Below are 21,588 nucleotides of genomic sequence, written 5' to 3'. Positions count from 1 at the left end.
GGGCTTGTGTGGGAGCTGGCTTGCCTGCGATAGCATCGCTGCGGTGATGCAGATGTACCGAGGTGTCTGCACCGTAGGCAAGCCAGCTCCCACACAAGCCAGATCCCACATAGCCAGCTTCCCCACTGGATCTCAAAGGTCTGACTGTTGCGGTTTGGGCAACAGTCATTATCTTGTTACACTCTATATCGCACCGCTCACCTGCGTTACTTTGACGCACCGATGAGCGCGACGGCAAGGCAGCTTCCCGCTCACCCGAATTTCCCTCGACTTATTTCCAGGGCTCTACACTGGGAATCTGTTTAAAGCCGCTGACTTCAGCGGCTTTTTTTTGCCGTAAAAAAAGGCCAGGCACACCCCCACGACATTGGCCGTTTTCGATTGACCAAAGGAGCTAAACCGGTGAAGAACTCGCTGACGTTCACCCCGTTATTCCTCGCGATTGCAGCAACGATCGTCCCCCTTGCCCACGCGGCAGACTCGACCCCCGCTGACGGTTTCGTCGAAGGCTCAAGCCTGAAGATCAACACCCGCAACTACTACATGAACCGCGACCGCCGCGACACTCACACCGATGACAGCAAAGAATGGGGCCAGGGTTTCATCGGCACATTCGAATCCGGCTACACCCAAGGCACCGTCGGCTTTGGCCTGGACCTCAATGCCATGCTCGGCCTCAAGCTCGACGGCGGCGGTGGCACTGACGGTTCCAGCATCCTCCCTTACGGCAGCGGCAACGGCAAAGCGCCTGGCTCGTTCTCCACCGCGGGCGGCACTTTGAAAATGCGTGCCTTCGACACCGAACTCAAAGCCGGCGACCTGTTCCTCAACAACCCGGTGATCGCCGGCGGCATGACCCGCATGTTGCCGCAGACGTTCCGGGGTGTGAGCCTGGCCAACCACAGCTTCGACGGCTGGATGTTCGAAGGCGGCCAGGCCAGCTTTACCAAACTCTACAACCAGAGCGGCCACCGACGCATCGGCACCAGCTACGGCACCCTGCCCGCCAACGCCGACAGCCAACACCTGAACTGGGCCGGTGTGTCCTTCAGCGGCGTCCCGGGCCTGACCAGCAACCTGTACGCCTCCGAACTCAAGGATGTATGGCACCAGTACTACTACGACCTGGACTACACCTACGCGCTGAACGATCTTGTCAGCCTCAACCCAGGCCTGCACTACTACCACACCCAGGACACCGGCCAGTCGTTGCTCGGCAGCATCGACAACAACACTTACAGCCTGCATTTCACCGTAGGTGTTGGTCACCACAGCGTCACTGCCGCGTACCAGCGGGTCAACGGCAACACGCCGTTCGACTACATCACCCAGGGCGACAGCGTGTACCTGGACAATTCCCAGCAATACTCGGACTTCAACGGCCCCAACGAGCGCTCGTGGAAGCTCAAGTACGCCTACGACTTTGCAGGTCTCGGCATGCCCGGGCTGACGTCCGCCGTGTCGTATATCAGCGGCAAGACCGACCTGACCAAGGTCGACCCAAACAGCCGCGGCTACAGCGCCTGGTACAGCGCCGACGGCAAAGACGCCAAGCACTGGGAACGCGACATCGACGTGAAGTACGTGGTGCAAGGCGGCAAAGCCAAGGACCTGGCCGTGCGCCTGCAATGGGCAACCAACCGCGGTGGCAATGGCTACTCGGCGGTGGACCGGGATGTGGATGAATACCGCGTGATTGTGGATTACCCGATCAACGTGTTTTAGGCATAAATCTGCCAGACGATGAATAGCTGATGTGGGAGCTGGCTTGTATGGGAGCTGGCTTGCCTGCGATAGCATCGCTGCGGTGTTATAGATGTACCGAGGTGTCTGCATCGCTGGCAAGCCAGCTCCCACCAAACCTGCGATTGCCTACTACGCTATTGGCATCCTCGAAGCAGAAGTACGCCCGATGAGCCCAAGTCTCTACCGACCCACCCCTCGCCCGGAACGCTTGCTGATCCTGGGCAGTTGCCTCACGGTCTTTGTGATCGTGGCGATCGTCACCGCGCTGCTGATTCGCGAACATGCCAACACCTTGCAGACCGCCAAGCGCACCGCCAATAACATCACCCAACTGATCGACGCCGATGTGCTGCGTAACGTCGAACTCTATGACATGGCCCTCAAGGGCCTGATCGCCGCCACCGAACGCAGCGACCTGCAGGGTGTGTCCGCCAGTATCCGCCATCTGGTGCTGTTCGATCGCTCTGCCGCTGCACCCTTCAAGGGCGACATTCTGTTGCTGGACCCCAGTGGTGAAGTGATCGCCGACTCCTCGCTGCTCACCCCCAAGACCGGCAACTTCGCTGATCGCGATTATTTTCAGGCACACCGCAAAAACCCCGACCTGGGGCTGTATATCAGCCGCCCATTCCTGGCCCGTTGCGTGTGTGATGACCAGTGGCGCATCGCATTCAGCCGCCGCGTGTCATCGCCGGACGGGCGCTTCCTGGGCGTGGCGGTGGCCTCGATGCGCCTGTCGTACTTCCAACAGTTGTTCAGCGGCCTGAACATCGGAAGCAACGGCACCATCAACCTGATCAACCACCAAGGCATCCTGCTGGCGCAACAACCGCTGCTGGAAGTGGACATGATCGACAAGGACTTGAGCCAGCGGCCCAATGTCGCGCGCATGCTGCGTGAACGCGACGGCAGCTTTCGGGGCGTCTCCAGCGTCGACAACCAGCCACGGCTCTATAGTTTTTCGAATGTGGGCAGCTTGCCTTTAATTGTCGCAGTGGCGTTGTCCAGCGATGAAATCTTTGCCCCATGGCGGCGTGCCGCGTGGCTGGTCAGCATGGCAACGGGCGTGTTGTGCATCGGCCTGCTGTGGCTGACCTGGATGCTGAGCAAGGAGCTGCGTCGCCGTCATCGTGCCGAACAAGTGCTGTCAGAACTGGCAGCCACCGACGCCCTCACCGGCCTTGCCAACCGCCGTACCCTGGACCAGCGCCTGCGCCTGGAATGGGACCGCGCACAACGCTCAACCGAGCCGCTGAGCCTGCTGATGATCGACGTGGATCACTTCAAGGCCTTCAACGACCTGCATGGCCATCACGGCGGCGATGAAGCATTGCGCGCGGTTGCCCAAGTGATCGAAGACAACATCCGCCGCCCGGCTGACCTGGCAGCGCGCTACGGTGGCGAAGAGTTTGCAGTGGTGCTGCCACATACCGACGCCAAGGGTGCCTGGTTGATTGCCGAACATATCCGCAGCAGCGTCGAGCATTTGCCACGGGTGGCCGGTGCCGACGGGCCTATTACAGTGAGTATCGGCATGAGCACCTGGCAAAAGCGCAGCCGCATGGCACTTGAGGACTTGCTGCTCAATGCTGATCAGGCGCTGTATGAGGCCAAGCACACCGGGCGCAACCGCATTGTGGAGGCTGCGGCCCGCTAGGTGATCGTTCCCACGCTCCGCGTGGGAATGCCTCTTCTGACGCTCTGCGTCAGGCTTCGGGACGCGGAGCGTCCAGGGCTGCATTCCCACGCGGAGCGTGGGAACGATCGGCATAAAAAAAAGGCCACCCGAAGGTGGCCTTTCAAAACTAAAGAAAGAGAGTTGTTACTTACACCGCCGCAACGGGACGCATGTAAGAGATCGGTGCGGTGCTGGCATCTTCGAAGGTCACGACTTCCCAAGCGTCTGTCTGCTCAATCAACTTGCGCAGCAGCTGGTTGTTAAGGGCGTGGCCCGACTTGAAGCCTTTGAACTCGCCTATCAGGCTATTGCCCAGCAGGTAGAGGTCACCGATTGCATCGAGGATCTTGTGCTTCACGAATTCGTCTTCATAGCGAAGGCCGTCTTCGTTCAGTACACCATCCGCGTCGACCACAATGGCGTTTTCAACGCTGCCGCCGAGTGCGAGGTTGTGCTTGCGCAGGTACTCGATGTCACTCATGAAACCAAAGGTACGGGCGCGGCTGACTTCTTTTACGAACGAAGTGCTGGAAAAATCCACGCTTGCACTTTGGGTGCGGTCACGGAATACCGGGTGATCGAAATCGATCTCAAAGCTCACTTTAAAGCCTTCGAACGGGACGAAGGTGGCGCGCTTGTCGCCGTCTTCTACTGTCACTTCCCGCAGAATGCGAATGAACTTCTTGGCTGCGTCCTGTTCTTCCAGGCCGGCAGATTGAATCAAGAATACGAAGGGTCCAGCGCTGCCATCCATGATGGGGACTTCGGACGCGGAGAGCTCGACGTAGGCGTTATCGATGCCCAGGCCAGCCATGGCCGAGAGCAAGTGCTCCACCGTGTCCACTTTGACGTCACCGTTGACCAACGTGGTCGACATCGTGGTTTCGCCAACATTTTCCGCGCGAGCAGGAATCTGCACCACAGGGTCCAGGTCGGCACGAACAAACACGATGCCGGTGTCGACAGGTGCGGGCTTGAGGGTCAGGTATACCTTCTCCCCGGAGTGCAGACCTACACCTGTGGCACGGATAATATTCTTCAGGGTGCGTTGTTTAATCATGGCTTGGACCGCTTCAGCGCAAATTGCGAACTGGTATCAACAAAGGCTGGCGATAATAACAGACCAGACCTTTGCTGAACACCAATCACCTTCATAGCCCTGATACATTCCATTAATCGGCCTGACGACGCAAGAATGCCGGGATGTCCAGGTAGTCCAGGTCATCTTGCGGATTCGGGCTACGGGACGCCGCAGCACCGGCCTGAGCCTGGTTGCGCATCACGGTCGGACGGTCCAGGTCACGATAGTTCACAGACGGCAGTTCCTGGCGCGCAGGCGCTGGAGCGGCAGCTTGCTGGCTGGCGTGGCTGTTGTGGCCGGTGTGAACGGTATTGTCGATGACCTTTACAGGCTTCTCGATTTTTGCGCCCAGGCCGGTGGCAACCACGGTCACGTGCAGTTCGTCGCGCATGTCCGGGTCGATAACGGTACCGACTTTGACCATCGCGTGCTCGGAAGCGAAGGCTTCGATGATGCTACCCACGTCGGAGTACTCACCCAGGGACAGGTCAGGGCCGGCGGTGATGTTCACCAGGATGCCGCGTGCACCTTGCAGGTTCACGTCTTCGAGCAATGGGTTGCGGATCGCCGCTTCAGTGGCTTCGCGTGCACGGTTCGGACCGCTGGCGCAGCCAGTGCCCATCATCGCCATGCCCATTTCGCTCATCACGGTACGCACGTCGGCAAAGTCGACGTTGATCATGCCTGGGCGCTTGATGATGTCGGAGATACCGCGAACGGCACCGGCCAGTACATCGTCAGCCTTGGCGAATGCGGACAGCAGGCTTGCGTCCTTGCCCAGGATGGTCAGCAGCTTCTCGTTGGGGATGGTGATCAACGAGTCGACGCTTTCAGACAGCAGACGGATACCTTCGTCGGCGATCTGCATACGCTTGCGACCTTCGAACGGGAACGGACGCGTCACGACAGCAACGGTCAAAATCCCCATTTCCTTGGCCACTTCGGCAATGATCGGAGCAGCACCGGTACCGGTACCGCCGCCCATGCCGGTGGTGATGAACACCATGTTGGTGCCTTGCAGCACTTCAGCAATACGCTCGCGGTCTTCCAGCGCGGCTTGACGGCCGACTTCCGGGTTGGCGCCAGCGCCGAGGCCCTTGGTCACGGCTGTGCCCAATTGCAGGATGGTCCGCGCGCCGATGCTTTTCAGCGCTTGGGCATCAGTGTTGGCGCAGATGAATTCAACGCCTTCAATGTTGCTCTTGACCATGTGATTGACAGCGTTGCCGCCGCCACCGCCAACACCGATTACTTTGATAACCGGGCTTGCGGGGATGTTGTCTACGAGTTCGAACATGTTCCCTCTCCTTTCGTTTTCTCTAGTTTTTTCGCCTACTACTTACTGCGGTGTTGCGGTAAATCTTTAGAAATTGCCTTTTACCCAAGCCTGCAACCGCTCGAACAACGGCGCTTTGGCTTCATCGTCGCCGCCACGGTAGCTGTCACGGATGCTCGGGCCCGACAGGGAAATGCCGTCGGTCTGCTTTTGCAGCCCGTACAACAGCAAGCCCACGCCGGTGGAATAAATCGGGTTGCGCACCACGTCGCCCAGGCCTTTGACGCCATGGGGCACGCCCAGGCGCACTGGCATATGGAAGATTTCCTCGGCCAGTTCGACCGCGCCTTCCATCTTCGAGGTGCCACCGGTCAGCACGATGCCGGCCGGGATCAAATCTTCGTAGCCGCTGCGGCGCAGTTCAGCCTGGATCAGGGTGAACAGCTCGTCGTAGCGTGGTTCGACCACTTCGGCCAGGGCCTGGCGCGACAGTTCGCGCGGTGGACGGTCGCCCACGCTCGGCACCTTGATGGTTTCACCGGCACCGGCCAGTTTGGCCAGGGCGCAGGCGTAGCGGATCTTGATTTCTTCGGCGTACTGGGTCGGTGTACGCAGCGCCATGGCGATGTCGTTGGTGACCTGGTCGCCCGCAATCGGGATCACGGCGGTGTGACGGATCGCACCTTCGGTGAAGATCGCGATGTCGGTGGTGCCACCGCCGATGTCGACCAGGCACACGCCCAGCTCTTTTTCGTCGTCGGTGAGTACTGAGTAGGCCGAGGCCAACTGCTCAAGAATGATGTCGTCGATTTCCAGGCCGCAGCGGCGCACGCATTTTTCAATGTTCTGTGCGGCGTTGACGGCACAGGTCACCACGTGAACCTTGGCTTCCAGGCGCACGCCCGACATGCCCAGCGGCTCACGCACGCCTTCCTGGTTATCGATCACGTAGTCCTGCGGCAAGGTGTGCAGCACGCGCTGGTCAGCCGGGATCGCCACGGCCTGGGCGGCGTCGAGTACGCGTTCAAGGTCGGCCGAGCTGACTTCACGATCACGGATCGCCACGATGCCGTGGGAGTTCAGGCTACGGATATGGTTGCCGGCCACGCCGACGAACGCCGAGTGAATCCGGCAACCGGCCATCAGCTGCGCTTCTTCAATGGCGCGCTGGATCGACTGCACGGTGGACTCGATGTTCACCACCACGCCCTTCTTCAGGCCCCGGGACGGATGCGTGCCGATACCGACGATTTCGATCACACCGTCTTCCCCGACCTCGCCGACCAGCGCCACCACCTTGGAGGTGCCGATATCGAGACCGACGATCATTTTTCCGCTTTGCACGTTTGCCATGGGTCCTGCCTCTTCTTAATTCTTCGCGACAGCGGGTTTGGCTGTCGTCGGCGCAGCTGGTTCACGCCAGCCGACGGCCAGGCCGTTGGCGTAACGCAGGTCGACGCTCGCAATGTTCGTAATCTGTTCTTTCAAGGTCTTGTCGTAGATGGCAATAAAGCGGCGCATCTTTTCCACCAAGCGGTCGCGTCCCAGCAACAACTCGATGCCCGGGCCGGAACTGCCTGCCCCGGTGGTCAAAAACCAGCTGCCCCGCTCACGCAATTCCAGGCGTGCGATGGAGAAACCCAGTGGCCGCAGCATCTGGCTCAGCGCCTGGTACTGCTGCATCACTTGCTGCTGCGCCCGCTGTGGCCCGAACAACTGCGGCAGGTGCTCATAGTTGGCCACCTCACGCGGCGCGAACGCCTGGCCCTGGTTGTTCAACAGTGCGCCATCGCCCCAACGGGCCACGGGCAGTTGTTCTTCCAGGCGGATCGTCACCTGGTCCGGCCATACACGGCGGACTTCGGCATGAGCGATCCACGGCATCTGTTCCAGTTCTGCGCGCATACCCGCCAGGTCGATGGTAAAGAAGCTCGCCGCCAGGTACGGGCCGATGCGCTGCTGTACCGCTTGCTGGCTGATGTAGCTCAAGTCGCCCTGCACGCTGATCTTGGTGATCGGCCGGTCGGCATACGGCAACAGGCGTTGTGCGCCCTCGTAAGTACCGAAGCCCAACGCCACCAGCAACACCGGCCAGAACAGCGCTTTAAGAAAACCAAAGTTGGCTTTCGGCAGGCGCGCCGACATCGGCTCTTTAGCCACCATTCGGCTGGCACCTCGAGGCACCGGCTTGCGGCTGGGCACTGGAGGTTGCTGATGACGAAGCGATGCGCCGTTCATGGGGTTAGCCTCTTGGCTCAATGCTTGCGGCCAGGATCGCCAGCACTAACTGCTGGAAGTCCAGACCGGCAGCACGGGCTGCCATAGGTACCAGGCTGTGATCGGTCATGCCGGGAGCGGTGTTGACTTCAAGGAACCAGAAATTCCCTTGGTCATCCTGCATCACGTCTGCCCGCGCCCAACCGGCGATACCCAGTGCCTCACAGGCTTTCGCCGTGAGGTCCATCAATTCCTGTTCCTTGGTTGCGTCGAGGCCACACGGGATCCGGTACTGAGTATCGGAAGCCACGTACTTGGCGTCGTAGTCGTAAAAGGTGTGGGGCGTGCCCAATGCGATAGGTGGCAATACCTGGCCACGCAGGGTGGCGATGGTGTACTCGGGACCCTGGATCCACTGTTCCACCAACACTTGCGAATCGTAGGTACTTGCCGCTTTCCATGCGTCGATCAATTCGGCGGCCGAGTTCACTTTGGCCATGCCGATACTGGAGCCTTCATGGGCAGGTTTGACGATCAAAGGCAGGCCCAGTTCCTTGGCTGCAGAAATACAATCGTCTTCGCTGCACAGCACGCTGTGACGTGGGGTTGGAATACCCAGGCTGTGCCACACCTGCTTGGTGCGCAACTTGTCCATGGCCAGTGCCGACGCGAGGATTCCGCTGCCGGTGTAAGGGATGCCAGCGCACTCGAGCAAGCCTTGCATGCTGCCGTCTTCACCGCCACGGCCGTGCAGGATGATGAAGGCACGGTCGATCTTCTCGGCCTGCAAGCGGGCGAGGAAGTCGTCGCCCACATCGATACCGAATGCGTTTACGCCAGCGCTTTGCAGCGCTTCCAGTACGGCATTGCCGGACTTGAGCGAGACTTCGCGCTCAGCGCTCTTGCCGCCGAACAATACCGCTACGCGGCCGAAGTCGGCAGGCGTGATGGTCGAGAACAGGGTGTCGTAATGCGTGATCATTTCGACTTCCCCTTTGCAGCCGCAAACAGCGGGCTGGCGAGCAGCTTGGGCGCAAGGCCACCGATATCACCGGCGCCCTGGCACAGCAGGATGTCACCGGCACGCAGCAGCGGCTTGACGATCGGCGCCAGGTCCACACCGCGCTCGATGTAGATCGGGTCCAACTGGCCACGCTGACGGATGCTGTTGCACAGCTTGCGGCTGTCGGCGCCCGGAATCGGCTCTTCACCGGCCGGGTAGACTTCCATCAGCAGCAGCACGTTGGCATCGGCCAATACATTCACAAAGTCGTCGTACAGGTCGCGGGTGCGGCTGTAGCGATGCGGCTGGTAAACCATCACCAGACGGCGCTCCGGCCAGCCACCGCGCACGGCTTTAATAACGGCTGCAACTTCAGTTGGGTGGTGACCGTAGTCGTCCACCAGCATCACGTCGCCGCCTTCTACCGGCAGTTGACCGTAGACCTGGAAGCGCCGGCCGACACCGGCAAAGCGCGACAGGCCTTCGACGATGGCTTCATCGCTGACGCCTTCATCGGAAGCAATGCAAATGGTCGCCAGCGAGTTCAATACGTTGTGGTTGCCCGGCATGTTCACCGATACGTCCAACGGCTCGCGGTCAGGGCGCAGCACGGTGAAGAAGGTTTGCATGCCTTCCTGGCGCACATTGATCGCGCGCACGTCGGCATCTTCGCTGAAGCCGTAGGTCACGGTTGGGCGTTTGACCGATGGCAGAATCTCACGCACCACCGGATCGTCCAGGCACACCACGGCCAAACCGTAGAACGGCAGGTTGTGCAGGAACTCGACGAAGGTTTTCTTCAACTTGTTGAAGTCACCGTCGTAGGTGGCCATGTGGTCTTCGTCGATGTTGGTCACCACAGCGACCAGCGGCTGCAGGTGCAGGAAGCTCGCATCACTTTCATCGGCTTCAGCGATCAGGTAACGGCTGGTGCCGAGCTGGGCATTGGTGCCGGCTGCATTCAGGCGACCACCAATCACGAAGGTCGGGTCCAGGCCACCGGCGGCGAACACCGAGGCGATCAGGCTGGTGGTGGTGGTTTTGCCGTGCGTACCAGCCACGGCGATACCGTGGCGATAGCGCATCAGCTCGGCCAGCATCTCGGCGCGTGGCACCACTGGAATACGGCGCTCAAGAGCGGTGGCCACTTCCGGGTTGGAGGTGTTCACGGCGCTGGACACTACCAGCACGTCAGCCTCGGCGGCGTTCTCGGCGCGGTGACCGATAAAGATCTGTGCGCCGAAGGTTTTCAGGCGATCGGTCACCGGCGACTCTTTCAAGTCCGAGCCGGATACCTGATAACCCAGGTTCAGCAGTACTTCGGCAATCCCGCACATGCCCACGCCGCCGATGCCGACGAAGTGGATACGACGGATGCGGCGCATTTCGGGCTGCGGCATGGCTTTCTGATTCTCAACCATGGGCCACCTCCAGGCAGATATCGACCACGGTGCGGGTTGCGTCAGGTTTAGCCAGGCGGCTTGCGGTGCTCGCCATGCTGTTGAGTCGTTCCGGTTGCATCAAAACCTCGGTCAGGCGTGCGGCCAAATCGGCGGCGCCAGTCGTTCTTTGCGGCAGCAGGAAGGCAGCGCCCTCCCCGGCCAAATATTCGGCGTTGCGGGTCTGGTGATCGTCGATGGCGTGGGGCAAAGGCACCAGCAAGGACGGCAGACCGGCGGCGGCCAATTCACTGACGGTCAGCGCACCAGCGCGACAGACCACCAGGTCGGCCCAGCCATAGGCATGGGCCATGTCTTTGATAAAAGGCTGTACGTTCGCCTCGACACCGGCCTCGCGATAGCGGGCAGCGGTGATTTCATCGTGGTTTTTACCGGCCTGGTGGAACACTTCGGGACGCAGGTCCACGGGCAGCAGCGCCAAGGCTTCGGGCAGCAATTTGTTCAACGGCTCCGCGCCCAGGCTTCCGCCCAGGATCAGCAAGTGTGGCTTACGGCCCTCCAGCGCCTGACGGGCAATGGCCATGAACAGTTCGGTGCGCACCGGGTTGCCGGTGGTACGCAACTTGTCCGAGGCGCCAAAGGTCTTCGGGAACGCCTCGCACACTCGGCTGGCCAACGGCACCAACAGGCGGTTGGCAGTACCGGCAACGGCGTTCTGTTCGTGCACGATCACCGGTACGCCGGCGAGCTTGGCGGCCACGCCACCAGGGCCAGTCACATAACCACCAAAGCCCAGCACGCACACCGGCTTCAACTCACGAATCACTTTGCGCGCCTGCCACACCGCCTTGAGCAACACGAACGGTGCCTTGAGCAGGGACAACTTGCCCTTGCCACGCAAGCCGGTGACGTTGATCAAGTGCAGCGGCAAGCCGGCATTCGGGACCAAATCGTTTTCGATGCCACGTGGCGTACCGAGCCAATGCACGGTGTAGCCACGGTTCTGGAATTCGCGCGCGCAAGCCAGGGCCGGGAACACATGGCCCCCGGTGCCGCCTGCCATGATCAGCACGTTAGCGCCCATGGTCCGGCTCCTCGGCAAAATCGCTCTCGCTGAATTCCATCTCTTCGCTGCCCAGGTGGGTGCGACTCTCCCACTCGATGCGCAGCAGCAAGCCCAGGCACACGCAGCAGATGACCAACGAGCTGCCGCCGTAGCTGAGAAACGGCAGGGTCAAACCCTTGGTCGGCAAGCGACCGATGTTTACCCCGATGTTGATCAGCACCTGACCAATCCACAAAAACGCCAAGCCGTAGGCGACATAAGCTGCGAAAAACTGCTTGGCTTTCTCGGCCCAAAGACCGATGTAAAGCGCCCGTACGCAGACGAACATGAACAGTGCAACGGTGCACAGCGAACCCACGGCACCGAGTTCTTCGGCCAGCACGGAGAACACGAAGTCGGTATGCGCTTCCGGCAGGTAAAACTGCTTCTGCACGCTATTGCCCAGCCCAACACCCAGCCATCCGCCGCGACCAAAGGCGATCAGCGCCTGGGTCAACTGGTAGCCGGAGCCGAACTGATCGGACCAGGGGTCGGTAAAGGTAATCAGGCGCGCCATACGGTACGGTTGTGCTTCCACCAGCAGGTAAACCGCGACCACCGCCAGCACCACCATCATGGCGAACCGGAACAAGCCCACACCGCCGAGAAACAGCATCGCCGCCGCCGCGCCCATCATTACGACGGTGGCACCGAAGTCGGGCTCCATCAGCAACAGGCCAGCCATGGGCAGCAGCACGATGAACGGCTTGAAGAAGCCCATCCAGCTTTCGCGCACTTCTTTCTGGCGACGGACCAGGTAACCGGCGAGGTAGATCACCACGAACACCTTGGCGATTTCCGACGGCTGCACGTTAAACGCGCCGAAGCCGATCCAGCGCATCGAACCGTTCACCTCACGGCCGATGCCGGGCAGGATCACCATGATCAACAAACCAAACGCGCCGATCAGCATCAGCCAACCCAGGCGCTGCCAGGTAGCGATAGGGATCATCATGGTGACGATGCAGGCGCCGAGACCGATCACCAGGTACACCAGGTGACGGATCATCATGTACAGGGTGTTGCCCGACTGCACTGCGGCCACTTCCGAGGACGCAGAAGTGATCATGACCAACCCCAGGCCCAGCAGCGCCAGGCAGCCGGCGAGCATTGGGAAGTCGAGGTCGATACCGCGACCGGTGATGATCGGCGATGGGTACGGCTTGATAATATTTCTGAAATTCATGCCAAGGCCTCCACGGCGCGAGCGAACAGCTGGCCGCGCTCTTCGTAGTTCTTGAACATGTCGAAACTGGCGCACGCCGGCGACAGCAACACCGCATCCCCCGGCTGGGCCAGGGCTTTGCATTGGGCAATCGCATCGTCCAGCGAGGTGGCGCGTACCTGCGGTACTGCGTCGCCCAACGCGGCGGCGATCAAGTCCGAGTCACGGCCGATCAGCACCACGGCGCGGCAATGTGCAGCCACCGGGCCTTTAAGGTCTTTGAAGTCGGCACCCTTGCCGTCGCCACCGGCGATCAGCACAAGCTTGCCGTCGATATCAGCGCCGAGCCCTTCGATGGCAGCCAGTGCGGCACCCACGTTGGTGGCCTTGGAATCGTTGTAGTAGCTCACGCCATTGAGGTCGCGTACCCACTGGCAGCGATGCTCGAGGCCGCCGAAGGTGCGCAGGCTCGACAGCATCGCATCAAATGGCAGGCCGACGGCGTGACCCAACGCCAAGGCCGCCAATGCATTGGATTGGTTGTGCGCGCCACGGATTTTCAATTCACGTACCGGCATCAGGTTCTGGAATTCGAAGGCCAGGTATTTCTCGCCGTTCTCTTCGCGAATGCCGAAGGCTTTGAAATCCGGTTTGCCCAGGCCAAAGGTCCAGCAGGGCATGCCTTCGCCCATCAGCGGACGGCTCAGGGCATCCTGGCGGTTGACCACAAATTGCCTGGCACCACGGAAAATCCGGTGCTTGGCCAGGTGGTACGCCGGCAGGCCGCTGTAGCGGTCCATGTGGTCTTCACTCACGTTCAACACGGTGGCGACTTCAGCCCCCAGATCGTGGGTGGTTTCGAGCTGGAAGCTCGACAGTTCCATCACGTACAACTCGATGTCGTCGCTGAGCAGGTCCAGCGCTGGCGTGCCGAGGTTACCGCCCACGGCCACGCGCTTGCCGGCCGCAGCCGCCATCTCGCCGACCAGGGTGGTCACGGTGCTTTTCGCGTTGGAGCCGCTGATGGCCACGATCGGTGCCTTCGCATAGCGCGCAAACAGGTCGATGTCGCCGGACAGCTTCACGCCACGCGCCGCTGCCGCTTGCAGGGCCGGTGTCGCCAAGGCCAGGCCGGGGCTCACGTAGAGCTCATCGGCACGGCACAGAAACTCGACATCCAGCTCGCCACAACGCACTTCCACGTGCGGGTAGTCACGGCGCAGCGTGACCAGCTCCGGTGGATTTTCCCGCGTATCGGCCACGGCAAACGACGTGCCCCGGTTCGCCAGGAAGCGAACCAGGGACATGCCGCTCTTGCCGAGGCCGACAACGATGCGGAAGTGGTCTGAAGCGATCAGGGACACTCGTTTCTACCTCAGTTTCAGGGTGGCAAGGCCGACCAGTACCAGAATCACGGTGATGATCCAGAAACGGACAATCACACGCGGCTCTGGCCAGCCCTTGAGTTCAAAGTGGTGGTGAATCGGCGCCATACGGAACACGCGGCGCCCGGTCAATTTGAAGGAGGCCACCTGGATGACCACCGACAGGGTTTCCATCACGAACACACCGCCCATGATGAACAACACGATTTCCTGGCGGACGATCACCGCGATGGTGCCCAAGGCTGCGCCCAGCGCCAGCGCGCCGACGTCGCCCATGAAGACTTGGGCGGGATAGGTGTTGAACCACAGGAAACCCAGGCCGGCACCGATCAGGGCGCCGCAGAACACGATCAACTCACCTGCGCCCGGCACATAAGGGATCAGCAGGTATTCAGCGAATTTTACGTTACCCGACAGGTAGCAGAAGATGCCGAGCGCGCCACCGACCATCACGGTCGGCATGATCGCCAGGCCGTCGAGGCCATCAGTCAGGTTCACCGCGTTGCTGGAGCCGACGATCACGAAGTAGGTCAGCACCACAAAGCCAACGCCCAGTGGAATGCTGGCGTCCTTGAGCATCGGAATGATCAAGGTGGTTTCGACGGCGCTTGGCGCGGTCATGTACAGGAAGATCGCAGCGCCAAGGCCAAACACCGACTGCCAGAAGTACTTCCAGCGGCTGGGCAAACCCTTGGAGTTTTTCTCGATCACTTTGCGGTAGTCATCGACCCAGCCGATCGCGCCGAACAACAGGGTCACCAGCAACACCGTCCACACGTAGCGGTTATGCAGGTCGGCCCACAGCAAGGTGCTGATACCGATGGAAGACAGGATCAGCGCACCGCCCATGGTCGGGGTGCCGGATTTGGACAGGTGCGACTGCGGGCCGTCATTACGAACCGATTGACCAATTTGCAGGTTCTGCAGGGTGCGGATCATCCACGGCCCCAGGAACAGCGACAAAGACAGCGCAGTCAGCACACCCAGGATCCCGCGCAGGGTCAGGTACTGAAAGACCGCGAAGCCTTTGTGGAACTGTTGCAGATACTCAGCCAGCAGCAGCAGCATTAATGTTTCTCCGTACTTGAGCCACACAAGGCCGCGACGACGTTTTCCATCACCGCGCTGCGCGATCCCTTGATCAAAATGGTTGTGTGTTTGTCGTGTTCAGCCGCCACCAGCGCCTGGATCAGCTCGGCCTGGGTAGCGAAATGCCGCGCACCGAGGCCGAAGGCGTCAACGGCGTGGGCCATGTTCGGGCCAACGGCGTAAAGCGCGTCGACTTTACCGCTCGCGTAGGCGCCGACTTCACGGTGGGACTGCTCGGCCCAGTCGCCCAATTCGGCGATATCGCCCAGCACCAGCACCTTGCGCCCGGCGAAGCTTTTAAGCAGGTCAATAGCGGCGCAGACGGAGGACTGGTTGGCGTTGTAGGTGTCATCAATCACACGCATGCCATTGGTCGCCAGTTGTGCCACGGTGCGGCCTTTGACCGGCTGCACCGCGCCCAGGCCGGTGGCGATACCGAACAGCGATACGCCCAGGGCGGAGGCGGCAGCGGCGGCGGCCAAGGCATTGGCGACGTTATGGTTGCCCAGCAGGTTCAGTTGCACGTGCTCGCTGCCTTGCGGTGTGTGCAAGGTGAAGGACGGGCAACCACGGGCGTCGACGGTGATGTCGGCTGCGTGGAAATCAGCCGCCGCGTTGAGCACGGCAAACGTCAGCACCTTGCGACCGGCGGCGCGCACACGCCAGGTCTCGAAGGCCTTGTCGTCAAGGTTCAATACTGCGGTGCCCGAGGCATCGAGGCCTTCGAGGATTTCGCCCTTGGCTTCGACGATTTTTTCCGGGCCACCGAACTCGCCCACGTGGGCGGTGCCGGCATTGTTGATAATTGCCACGTGAGGCTTGGTCAGCGCCACGGTGTAAGCAATTTCGCCGACGCGCGAAGCGCCCAGCTCGATTACCGCCGCCGTGTGTTCCGGGGCCAGTTCGAGCAGGGTCAATGGAGCGCCGAAATCATTGTTCAGGTTGCCACGGGTGGCGAGCACCGGCCCGCGTGTGCGCAGCACGCCGGCAAGCAGTTCCTTGACCGTGGTTTTGCCGCTGGAGCCAGTGATGGCGGCAACGGGCTTATCAAATGCGGCGCGGTTCAGCGCGCCCAACAGCCCGAGGGCCAGGCGGGTATCGGCGACCAGCAATTGCGGCAGCGTCGAGTCCGTGACTTCACGCTGCACCAAGGCACCCACGGCACCTTTGGCGGCTACTTCGTTCAGGTAGTCGTGCCCATCGAAACGCGGGCCGGCCAGTGCAATAAACAGCTGCCCCGGCTTGATGTTGCGACTGTCGATACTGACGCCGTCGAAGCTGCAATCGCTCGACACTACGCGGGCCGACAAGGCCTGGGTCAGTTCGCTGAACTTCATCGCTTTAAGCATGGGCGACCTCCCAGGCAGTCAGGGCGTGATCAGCCTCGACCAGATCGGAGAAGGCATGGCGTTCGCCGTTGATTTCCTGGTAGTCCTCGTGACCTTTACCAGCCAGTACCACCACGTCCTCAGCACTGGCGCTGGCGATCAGCTGGGCAATGGCGGCACCGCGACCGGCAACGAAGGTGGCCTTGGTGGCGTCTTTAAAGCCGACACGGATGTCGTCGAAAATCTGGTTCGGGTCTTCGCTGCGTGGGTTGTCGTCGGTCACGAGCACGCCATCGGCCAGGCGCTCGACGATTTCAGCCATCAGCGGGCGCTTGCCGCGATCACGGTCACCGCCGCAGCCGAACAGGCAGAGCAATTTGCCCTTGGCGTGTGGGCGCAGGGCTTCGAGGACTTTTTCCAGCGCGTCCGGCGTGTGGGCGTAATCGACCACCACCAGTGGCTGAGAGCCGCCACCCAAACGCTGCATACGGCCGGCCGGGCCTTCGAGCTTGGGCAGCACGCGCAGGATTTCGTCCAGGGCGTAATCCAGGCCAAGCAATGCGCCAACAGCCGCGAGCACGTTGCTCAGGTTGAAACGCCCGAGCAAGGTGCTGCGCAAGTGGTGTTCGCCCTGGGGCGTGACCAGCGTGGCGAGCACGCCTTCGTCATTAAATTGGGCTTCACGGCAATACAGATACGCGCTGGAATCTTCCAGGCTGTAGGTGATCAGGCGTGCTTCGCTGTCTTCGGCAGCCAGTTGGCGGCCGAATGCGTCATCCAGGTTTACCACCCGGCACTTCAGGTCATTCCAGGCGAACAGCTTGGCCTTGGCGGCGGCGTACGCCTCCATGGTGCCGTGGTAGTCGAGGTGGTCGCGAGACAGGTTGGTCATTACCGCCACGTCAAACGCCAAGGCAGTCACACGGCCCTGGTCCAGACCGTGGGATGACACTTCCATGGCAACCGCCTTGGCACCGGCCTTTTTCAGGTCGGCCAGGGTCGCTTGCACGGCGATCGGGTTCGGCGTGGTGTGCAGGCCGCTTTGCAGCGCACCGTAAAAACCCGTGCCCAGGGTGCCGACAATGCCGCAATGCTGGCCCAGCAGGTCGAGTGCCTGCGCAACCAATTGGGTCACGCTGGTCTTGCCGTTGGTGCCAGTCACACCGATCAGGTTCAACTGACGGCTCGGGTCACCATAAAAACGCCCGGCGATGTCCGACAGTTGCGCGGCCAGGCCCTTGACCGGAATCAAGGGCACGTCGGTGATCGGCAGCACGGTGGCGCCTTCCACTTCATAAGCCACGGCGGCCGCGCCTCGTTGCAGGGCATCGGCGATATGTGCACGGCCATCGAGCTTGCCGCCGGGCACCGCCAGGAACAGATCACCGGCGCGTACATTACGGCTGTCCAGGCTCAATTCACGAATCAGCAGATCGCGTCCGGCGTGGGCAAAAATCTTGTTCAGGCTAAGAGACATCAGCCGCGCCCTCCATTGGCTTTGACAGCTGCGGCCGGTGGTCCTGCGTTCGCTTGTTGAGTCGGCGGCAGGTTGTCCGGCGTAATATTCATCAGGCGCAGGGTGCCGGACATCACTTTGCTGAATACCGGAGCCGACACCAGGCCACCGAAGTAGCCGGCCTTGCTCGGTTCATCAATCACTACGACGATGGCGTAGCGCGGATCGCTCATCGGACCGAAGCCGGCGAACAGCGAGCGGTAAGAGTTTTCGGCGTAGCCCTTGGTGCCGACCGAGGTTTTACGTGCAGTACCGGACTTGCCAGCCACGTGATAAGCCGGCACCTGTGCCCGGAACACACCGCGCGGGGCTTCGATCACTTGTTGCAGCATGCCTTGTATGGTCTTGGCGACTTTTTCCGGGATTACCTGGGTGGCTTTCGGCGCTTCGTCGACGTGGATCAAGCTCAGTGGAACCATACGGCCATTATTGGCCAATACAGAGAACGCATGGGCCAGCTGGATCGCGGTTACCGACAGGCCGTAGCCGTAGGAGAGCGTGGCAGTCTCGGCTTTTTTCCAGTCGCGGTAGTTCGGCAGGTTGCCCACGCGCTCGCCTGGGAAATCCAGGCCGGTGGGTTGGCCCAAACCGATTTTTTGCGCCAGGTGATAGATGGTTTCGCCGCCGATATCGAAGGCGACCTTACTCATGCCGACGTTACTGGAGTTGATCAGGATGCCTGTCAAATCCAACACCGGACCTTCGCTGCGGGACACGTCACGAATGGTGTATTTGCCCAGCTGCAAGGTGCCTGGGTAAACCTCGACCTTGTCGCTCGGCTTCCAGCGCCCGGTTTCCAGGGCGGCACTCATGGAAATGGCTTTCATGGTCGAACCCGGCTCGAACACGTCGATCATGGCGCGGTTACGCATCATCGCCGGTTGCAGGTTGCGACGGTTGTTCGGGTTGTAGGTCGGCTGGTTGACCATGGCGAGGATCTCGCCGGTCTTGACGTCCATGATCACCAGGCTACCGGCCTTGGCGCCGTTCTCGATGATCGCGTTACGCAGCTCGCGGTTGGCCAGGTACTGCAGACGCAGGTCAATCGACAACGCCAAGGGCTTACCGGCCTTGGCGTTTTTGGTCACCTGGACATCTTTAATCAGTCTGCCGCGTCGATCCTTGATGACCTGCCGTTTGCCGGGCACGCCGGCCAGCCATTCGTCGTAGGCCAGCTCCACACCTTCACGGCCGTGGTCATCAATGTCGGTAAAGCCAACCATATGCGCGGTGGTTTCACCCGCCGGGTAGAAACGACGAAACTCCTCGATGCCATAGACACCGGGGACTTTAAGGTCGAGCACTTGCTGGCCCTGCTCAGGCGTCAGCCCACGCACCAGATAGATGAATTCCTTATTGGCCTGGGCTTCCAGACGCTCGCTCAAGGCTTTAGGGTCCTGGCCCAGCGCGGCAGCCAGCTCAGGCCATTTGTCCTTGGCGGTTTGCAGCTCCTTGGCATTGGCCCACAGGGTGGTCACCGGCGTACTCACGGCCAGAGGTTCGCCGTTACGGTCGGTGATCAGGCCGCGGTGCGCAGGAATCGGGATATGCCGCAGGCTACGGGCATTACCCTCGCCGATCAGGAAGTCGCGGTCGATCACTTGCAGATCGATAATCCGCCATGCAATCGCGCCAGCCATCAAAGCCAAGATGCCGAGCATCAGGCGAAAGCGCCACGGGTAAAGTGCACCTTCAAGTTTCATCATGGCGCCACCATCCGCACTTCGGCCGCACCAGGAATGTGCATTTTCAGCTGTTCGGTGGCCAGCACTTCAATACGGCTATGGGCCGTCCAGGTGCTTTGCTCAAGGATCAACCGGCCCCATTCCGCCTGCGCTTTGTCACGCACGCTCAATTCCCCGTACAGGGTGTTAAGCAATTGACGGTTGTAGTGGGCGCTGTAAGACACCGCAATTGCGGACACCAGCACGCCGACAAACAACAGCAACATAAAGAAGCTGCCGCCCGGGAGGGGCTTGGCGAAAAGCTTGCTCACCGCAGCTTCTCCGCGACGCGCATAACGGCGCTACGGGAACGTGGGTTGGCCTTGAGTTCGGCTTCGGAGGCGAACTGCGCTTTGCCATGGATTTTGATTTTCGGCACAAAGGCTTCGAAACGCACCGGCAGGTTGCGCGGCAGGTTATCGGACTCGCCCTTGACCAGACGACGCATGAACAGTTTGACGATGCGGTCTTCCAGGGAGTGGAAGCTGATCACCACCAGGCGACCACCCACTTCCAAGGCGTCCAGTGCGGCTTCGAGGCCGGCTTCCAGATCGCCCAGTTCGTTATTGACGTGAATGCGCAGCCCCTGGAACGCACGGGTTGCCGGGTTCTTGCCCTTTTCCCACGCAGGGTTTGCAACCTTGAGCACTTCAGCCAGGTCGGCGGTGCGCTCGAACGGCTGGATTTCACGGCGCTCAACCACGGCACGGGCCATGCGGCCGGCGAAGCGTTCTTCACCGTATTCCTTGAACACGCGAGTAATTTCTTCATGGGGCGCAGTGGCGATGAACTGCGCAGCGCTGATGCCACGAGTCGGGTCCATGCGCATGTCGAGCGGGCCGTCGTTCATGAAACTGAAGCCGCGCTCGGGGTCGTCAAGCTGTGGGGAGGATACGCCCAAGTCGAGCAAAACCCCGGCCACCTTACCTGCCATGCCGCGCTCGGCGACTTCGGCACCCAGCTCGGCAAAGCTGCGCTGCACAACGACAAAGCGGCCGTCTTCGGCCGCTAGCGCTTGCCCGGTGGCAATCGCTTGAGGGTCTTTGTCGAACCCGAGGAGTTTACCGTCGGAGCCGAGCTGGCTGAGTATCAACCGGCTGTGCCCGCCCCTGCCGAAGGTGCCATCCACATAGCAGCCATCCGCGCGTACGGCGAGAGCCTCAACGGCTTCGTCAAGCAGTACGGTGATGTGGTTAAAGCCGCTATCAATAGTCACAGGATCAAATCACGCAGTTCATCAGGCATAGCGCCCGGTTGTTGAATAGCAGCCAGGTCTGCTGCAGAAACAGCATCCCAGGCATCTTCGTCCCACAATTGGAACTTGTTCAGTTGGCCCACCAGCATTGCGCGCTTATCCAGCTTGGCGTACTCGCGCAAGCGCGGCGGCACCAGGAAACGACCACTGCCATCGAGTTCAAGGTCGACGGCATTACCGATCAGCAGACGCTGCAGGCGGCGGTTTTCTTCACGCAATGAAGGCAGAGCGCGCAACTTGGTTTCGATCAACTCCCACTCATCGAGGGGGTAAACACACAAACAAGGGTCAACGGCGTCAATCGTGATGATTAACTGGCCTGAACTTCGCGAAATGAGCTCGTCACGATACCGGCTCGGCATGGCGAGACGGCCTTTTGCATCGAGACTGATAGCGTTAGCTCCGCGAAACACAGATGCGTTTCTCCAAATTTTAGCGTTTTACGTTCAAAAAACCCACTTTGTGCCACTTTCCGCCACTTGCGCACACTATAGGAATGCGCCCACCACACCGTCAAGGCGCGGATTCAAGGAAAAGCCTTACAGAACGGAGATTTAGGAACGTAAAAGGAGGAGAAACGCGAGTTTGGCGATGTTTTTGACTCAGCAACCGCAAATAGC

General features: G+C 60.7%; 18 protein-coding genes. 2 read left to right on the top strand and 16 right to left on the bottom strand.

The genetic code is table 11. The annotated features are described in order from the left end of the window. Positions 1–402 precede the first annotated feature (402 nt). Complete coding sequence (locus GIW48_RS01455; protein WP_186616761.1) at positions 403–1,725, top strand: OprD family porin; 1,323 nt, start codon at positions 403–405, stop codon at positions 1,723–1,725. A gap of 187 nt (positions 1,726–1,912) precedes the next feature. Then, positions 1,913–3,403 (top strand): diguanylate cyclase, encoded by a 1,491-nt coding sequence (locus tag GIW48_RS01450; protein WP_138454130.1) that lies wholly within the window; start codon positions 1,913–1,915, stop codon positions 3,401–3,403. 169 nt (positions 3,404–3,572) lie between these two features. Here the strand turns inward: GIW48_RS01450 and lpxC are convergent, their stop codons facing one another. The 16 genes from lpxC to mraZ form a co-directional block, all read right to left on the bottom strand. Then, positions 3,573–4,484, bottom strand: coding sequence for a UDP-3-O-acyl-N-acetylglucosamine deacetylase (lpxC, locus tag GIW48_RS01445; RefSeq protein ID WP_003171886.1), 912 nt, complete (start codon positions 4,482–4,484; stop codon positions 3,573–3,575). 112 nt (positions 4,485–4,596) lie between these two features. Then, positions 4,597–5,802, bottom strand: a complete 1,206-nt coding sequence (ftsZ, locus tag GIW48_RS01440; RefSeq protein ID WP_017138180.1) for a cell division protein FtsZ — start codon at positions 5,800–5,802, stop codon at positions 4,597–4,599. A gap of 66 nt (positions 5,803–5,868) precedes the next feature. Further along, the gene (gene ftsA / locus GIW48_RS01435) at positions 5,869–7,134 is read right to left on the bottom strand and encodes a cell division protein FtsA (protein ID WP_017138181.1); all 1,266 of its coding nucleotides are present in this window, start codon (positions 7,132–7,134) and stop codon (positions 5,869–5,871) included. A gap of 15 nt (positions 7,135–7,149) precedes the next feature. After that, positions 7,150–8,019 carry a cell division protein FtsQ/DivIB gene (locus tag GIW48_RS01430; protein ID WP_017138182.1) on the bottom strand — a complete coding sequence of 290 codons (870 nt, stop codon included), beginning with the start codon at positions 8,017–8,019 and terminating at the stop codon, positions 7,150–7,152. Between the two features lie 4 nt (positions 8,020–8,023). After that, positions 8,024–8,980, bottom strand: a complete 957-nt coding sequence (locus tag GIW48_RS01425; RefSeq protein ID WP_017138183.1) for a D-alanine--D-alanine ligase — start codon at positions 8,978–8,980, stop codon at positions 8,024–8,026. Next, positions 8,977–10,422, bottom strand: a complete 1,446-nt coding sequence (murC, locus tag GIW48_RS01420; protein WP_017138184.1) for a UDP-N-acetylmuramate--L-alanine ligase — start codon at positions 10,420–10,422, stop codon at positions 8,977–8,979. The genes GIW48_RS01425 and murC overlap by 4 nt, the downstream gene beginning before the upstream one ends. Continuing rightward, positions 10,415–11,485 carry an undecaprenyldiphospho-muramoylpentapeptide beta-N-acetylglucosaminyltransferase gene (gene murG / locus GIW48_RS01415; protein ID WP_236460319.1) on the bottom strand — a complete coding sequence of 357 codons (1,071 nt, stop codon included), beginning with the start codon at positions 11,483–11,485 and terminating at the stop codon, positions 10,415–10,417. Before murG ends, murC begins: the two co-directional genes overlap by 8 nt. Continuing rightward, positions 11,475–12,692 (bottom strand): putative lipid II flippase FtsW, encoded by a 1,218-nt coding sequence (gene ftsW / locus GIW48_RS01410; RefSeq protein WP_020372698.1) that lies wholly within the window; start codon positions 12,690–12,692, stop codon positions 11,475–11,477. The genes murG and ftsW overlap by 11 nt, the downstream gene beginning before the upstream one ends. Continuing rightward, positions 12,689–14,035 (bottom strand): UDP-N-acetylmuramoyl-L-alanine--D-glutamate ligase, encoded by a 1,347-nt coding sequence (murD, locus tag GIW48_RS01405; protein ID WP_170036289.1) that lies wholly within the window; start codon positions 14,033–14,035, stop codon positions 12,689–12,691. Before murD ends, ftsW begins: the two co-directional genes overlap by 4 nt. Positions 14,036–14,041: 6 nt before the next feature. Continuing rightward, on the bottom strand, positions 14,042–15,124 hold the full coding sequence (mraY, locus tag GIW48_RS01400; RefSeq protein ID WP_017138188.1) for a phospho-N-acetylmuramoyl-pentapeptide-transferase: 1,083 nt from the start codon (positions 15,122–15,124) through the stop codon (positions 14,042–14,044). Beyond that, a complete protein-coding gene (locus GIW48_RS01395; RefSeq protein WP_017138189.1) occupies positions 15,124–16,494 on the bottom strand; it encodes a UDP-N-acetylmuramoyl-tripeptide--D-alanyl-D-alanine ligase in 1,371 nt (456 codons plus the stop codon). The genes mraY and GIW48_RS01395 overlap by 1 nt, the downstream gene beginning before the upstream one ends. After that, complete coding sequence (locus GIW48_RS01390) at positions 16,487–17,950, bottom strand: UDP-N-acetylmuramoyl-L-alanyl-D-glutamate--2,6-diaminopimelate ligase (protein WP_017138190.1); 1,464 nt, start codon at positions 17,948–17,950, stop codon at positions 16,487–16,489. The genes GIW48_RS01395 and GIW48_RS01390 overlap by 8 nt, the downstream gene beginning before the upstream one ends. Further along, the gene (locus GIW48_RS01385; RefSeq protein ID WP_169986985.1) at positions 17,950–19,692 is read right to left on the bottom strand and encodes a peptidoglycan D,D-transpeptidase FtsI family protein; all 1,743 of its coding nucleotides are present in this window, start codon (positions 19,690–19,692) and stop codon (positions 17,950–17,952) included. The genes GIW48_RS01390 and GIW48_RS01385 overlap by 1 nt, the downstream gene beginning before the upstream one ends. Next, positions 19,692–19,985, bottom strand: coding sequence for a cell division protein FtsL (gene ftsL, locus GIW48_RS01380; RefSeq protein ID WP_003216203.1), 294 nt, complete (start codon positions 19,983–19,985; stop codon positions 19,692–19,694). Before ftsL ends, GIW48_RS01385 begins: the two co-directional genes overlap by 1 nt. Continuing rightward, complete coding sequence (gene rsmH, locus GIW48_RS01375; RefSeq protein ID WP_017138192.1) at positions 19,982–20,929, bottom strand: 16S rRNA (cytosine(1402)-N(4))-methyltransferase RsmH; 948 nt, start codon at positions 20,927–20,929, stop codon at positions 19,982–19,984. The genes ftsL and rsmH overlap by 4 nt, the downstream gene beginning before the upstream one ends. Next, on the bottom strand, positions 20,926–21,381 hold the full coding sequence (mraZ, locus tag GIW48_RS01370) for a division/cell wall cluster transcriptional repressor MraZ (protein ID WP_003171868.1): 456 nt from the start codon (positions 21,379–21,381) through the stop codon (positions 20,926–20,928). The genes rsmH and mraZ overlap by 4 nt, the downstream gene beginning before the upstream one ends. Between the last annotated feature and the right edge of the window lie 207 nt (positions 21,382–21,588).

Source organism: Pseudomonas sp. PA-6-3C (genome assembly GCF_021605825.1).
GTDB lineage: Bacteria > Pseudomonadota > Gammaproteobacteria > Pseudomonadales > Pseudomonadaceae > Aquipseudomonas > Aquipseudomonas edaphica.
Note: the sequence above shows the minus strand (reverse complement) of the source record. Positions and strands in the feature narration are given on the sequence as shown.

Bases quoted from the DNA above. Each gene is read 5' to 3' on its own strand.
- GIW48_RS01450 (WP_138454130.1), top strand. From the start codon at position 1,913: ATGAGCCCAAGTCTCTACCGACCCACCCCTCGCCCGGAACGCTTGCTG.
- lpxC (WP_003171886.1), bottom strand. From the start codon at position 4,484: ATGATTAAACAACGCACCCTGAAGAATATTATCCGTGCCACAGGTGTA.
- ftsZ (WP_017138180.1), bottom strand. From the start codon at position 5,802: ATGTTCGAACTCGTAGACAACATCCCCGCAAGCCCGGTTATCAAAGTA.
- ftsA (WP_017138181.1), bottom strand. From the start codon at position 7,134: ATGGCAAACGTGCAAAGCGGAAAAATGATCGTCGGTCTCGATATCGGC.
- GIW48_RS01430 (WP_017138182.1), bottom strand. From the start codon at position 8,019: ATGAACGGCGCATCGCTTCGTCATCAGCAACCTCCAGTGCCCAGCCGC.
- GIW48_RS01425 (WP_017138183.1), bottom strand. From the start codon at position 8,980: ATGATCACGCATTACGACACCCTGTTCTCGACCATCACGCCTGCCGAC.
- murC (WP_017138184.1), bottom strand. From the start codon at position 10,422: ATGGTTGAGAATCAGAAAGCCATGCCGCAGCCCGAAATGCGCCGCATC.
- murG (WP_236460319.1), bottom strand. From the start codon at position 11,485: ATGGGCGCTAACGTGCTGATCATGGCAGGCGGCACCGGGGGCCATGTG.
- ftsW (WP_020372698.1), bottom strand. From the start codon at position 12,692: ATGAATTTCAGAAATATTATCAAGCCGTACCCATCGCCGATCATCACC.
- mraY (WP_017138188.1), bottom strand. From the start codon at position 15,124: ATGCTGCTGCTGCTGGCTGAGTATCTGCAACAGTTCCACAAAGGCTTC.
- GIW48_RS01395 (WP_017138189.1), bottom strand. From the start codon at position 16,494: ATGCTTAAAGCGATGAAGTTCAGCGAACTGACCCAGGCCTTGTCGGCC.
- GIW48_RS01390 (WP_017138190.1), bottom strand. From the start codon at position 17,950: ATGTCTCTTAGCCTGAACAAGATTTTTGCCCACGCCGGACGCGATCTG.
- GIW48_RS01385 (WP_169986985.1), bottom strand. From the start codon at position 19,692: ATGAAACTTGAAGGTGCACTTTACCCGTGGCGCTTTCGCCTGATGCTC.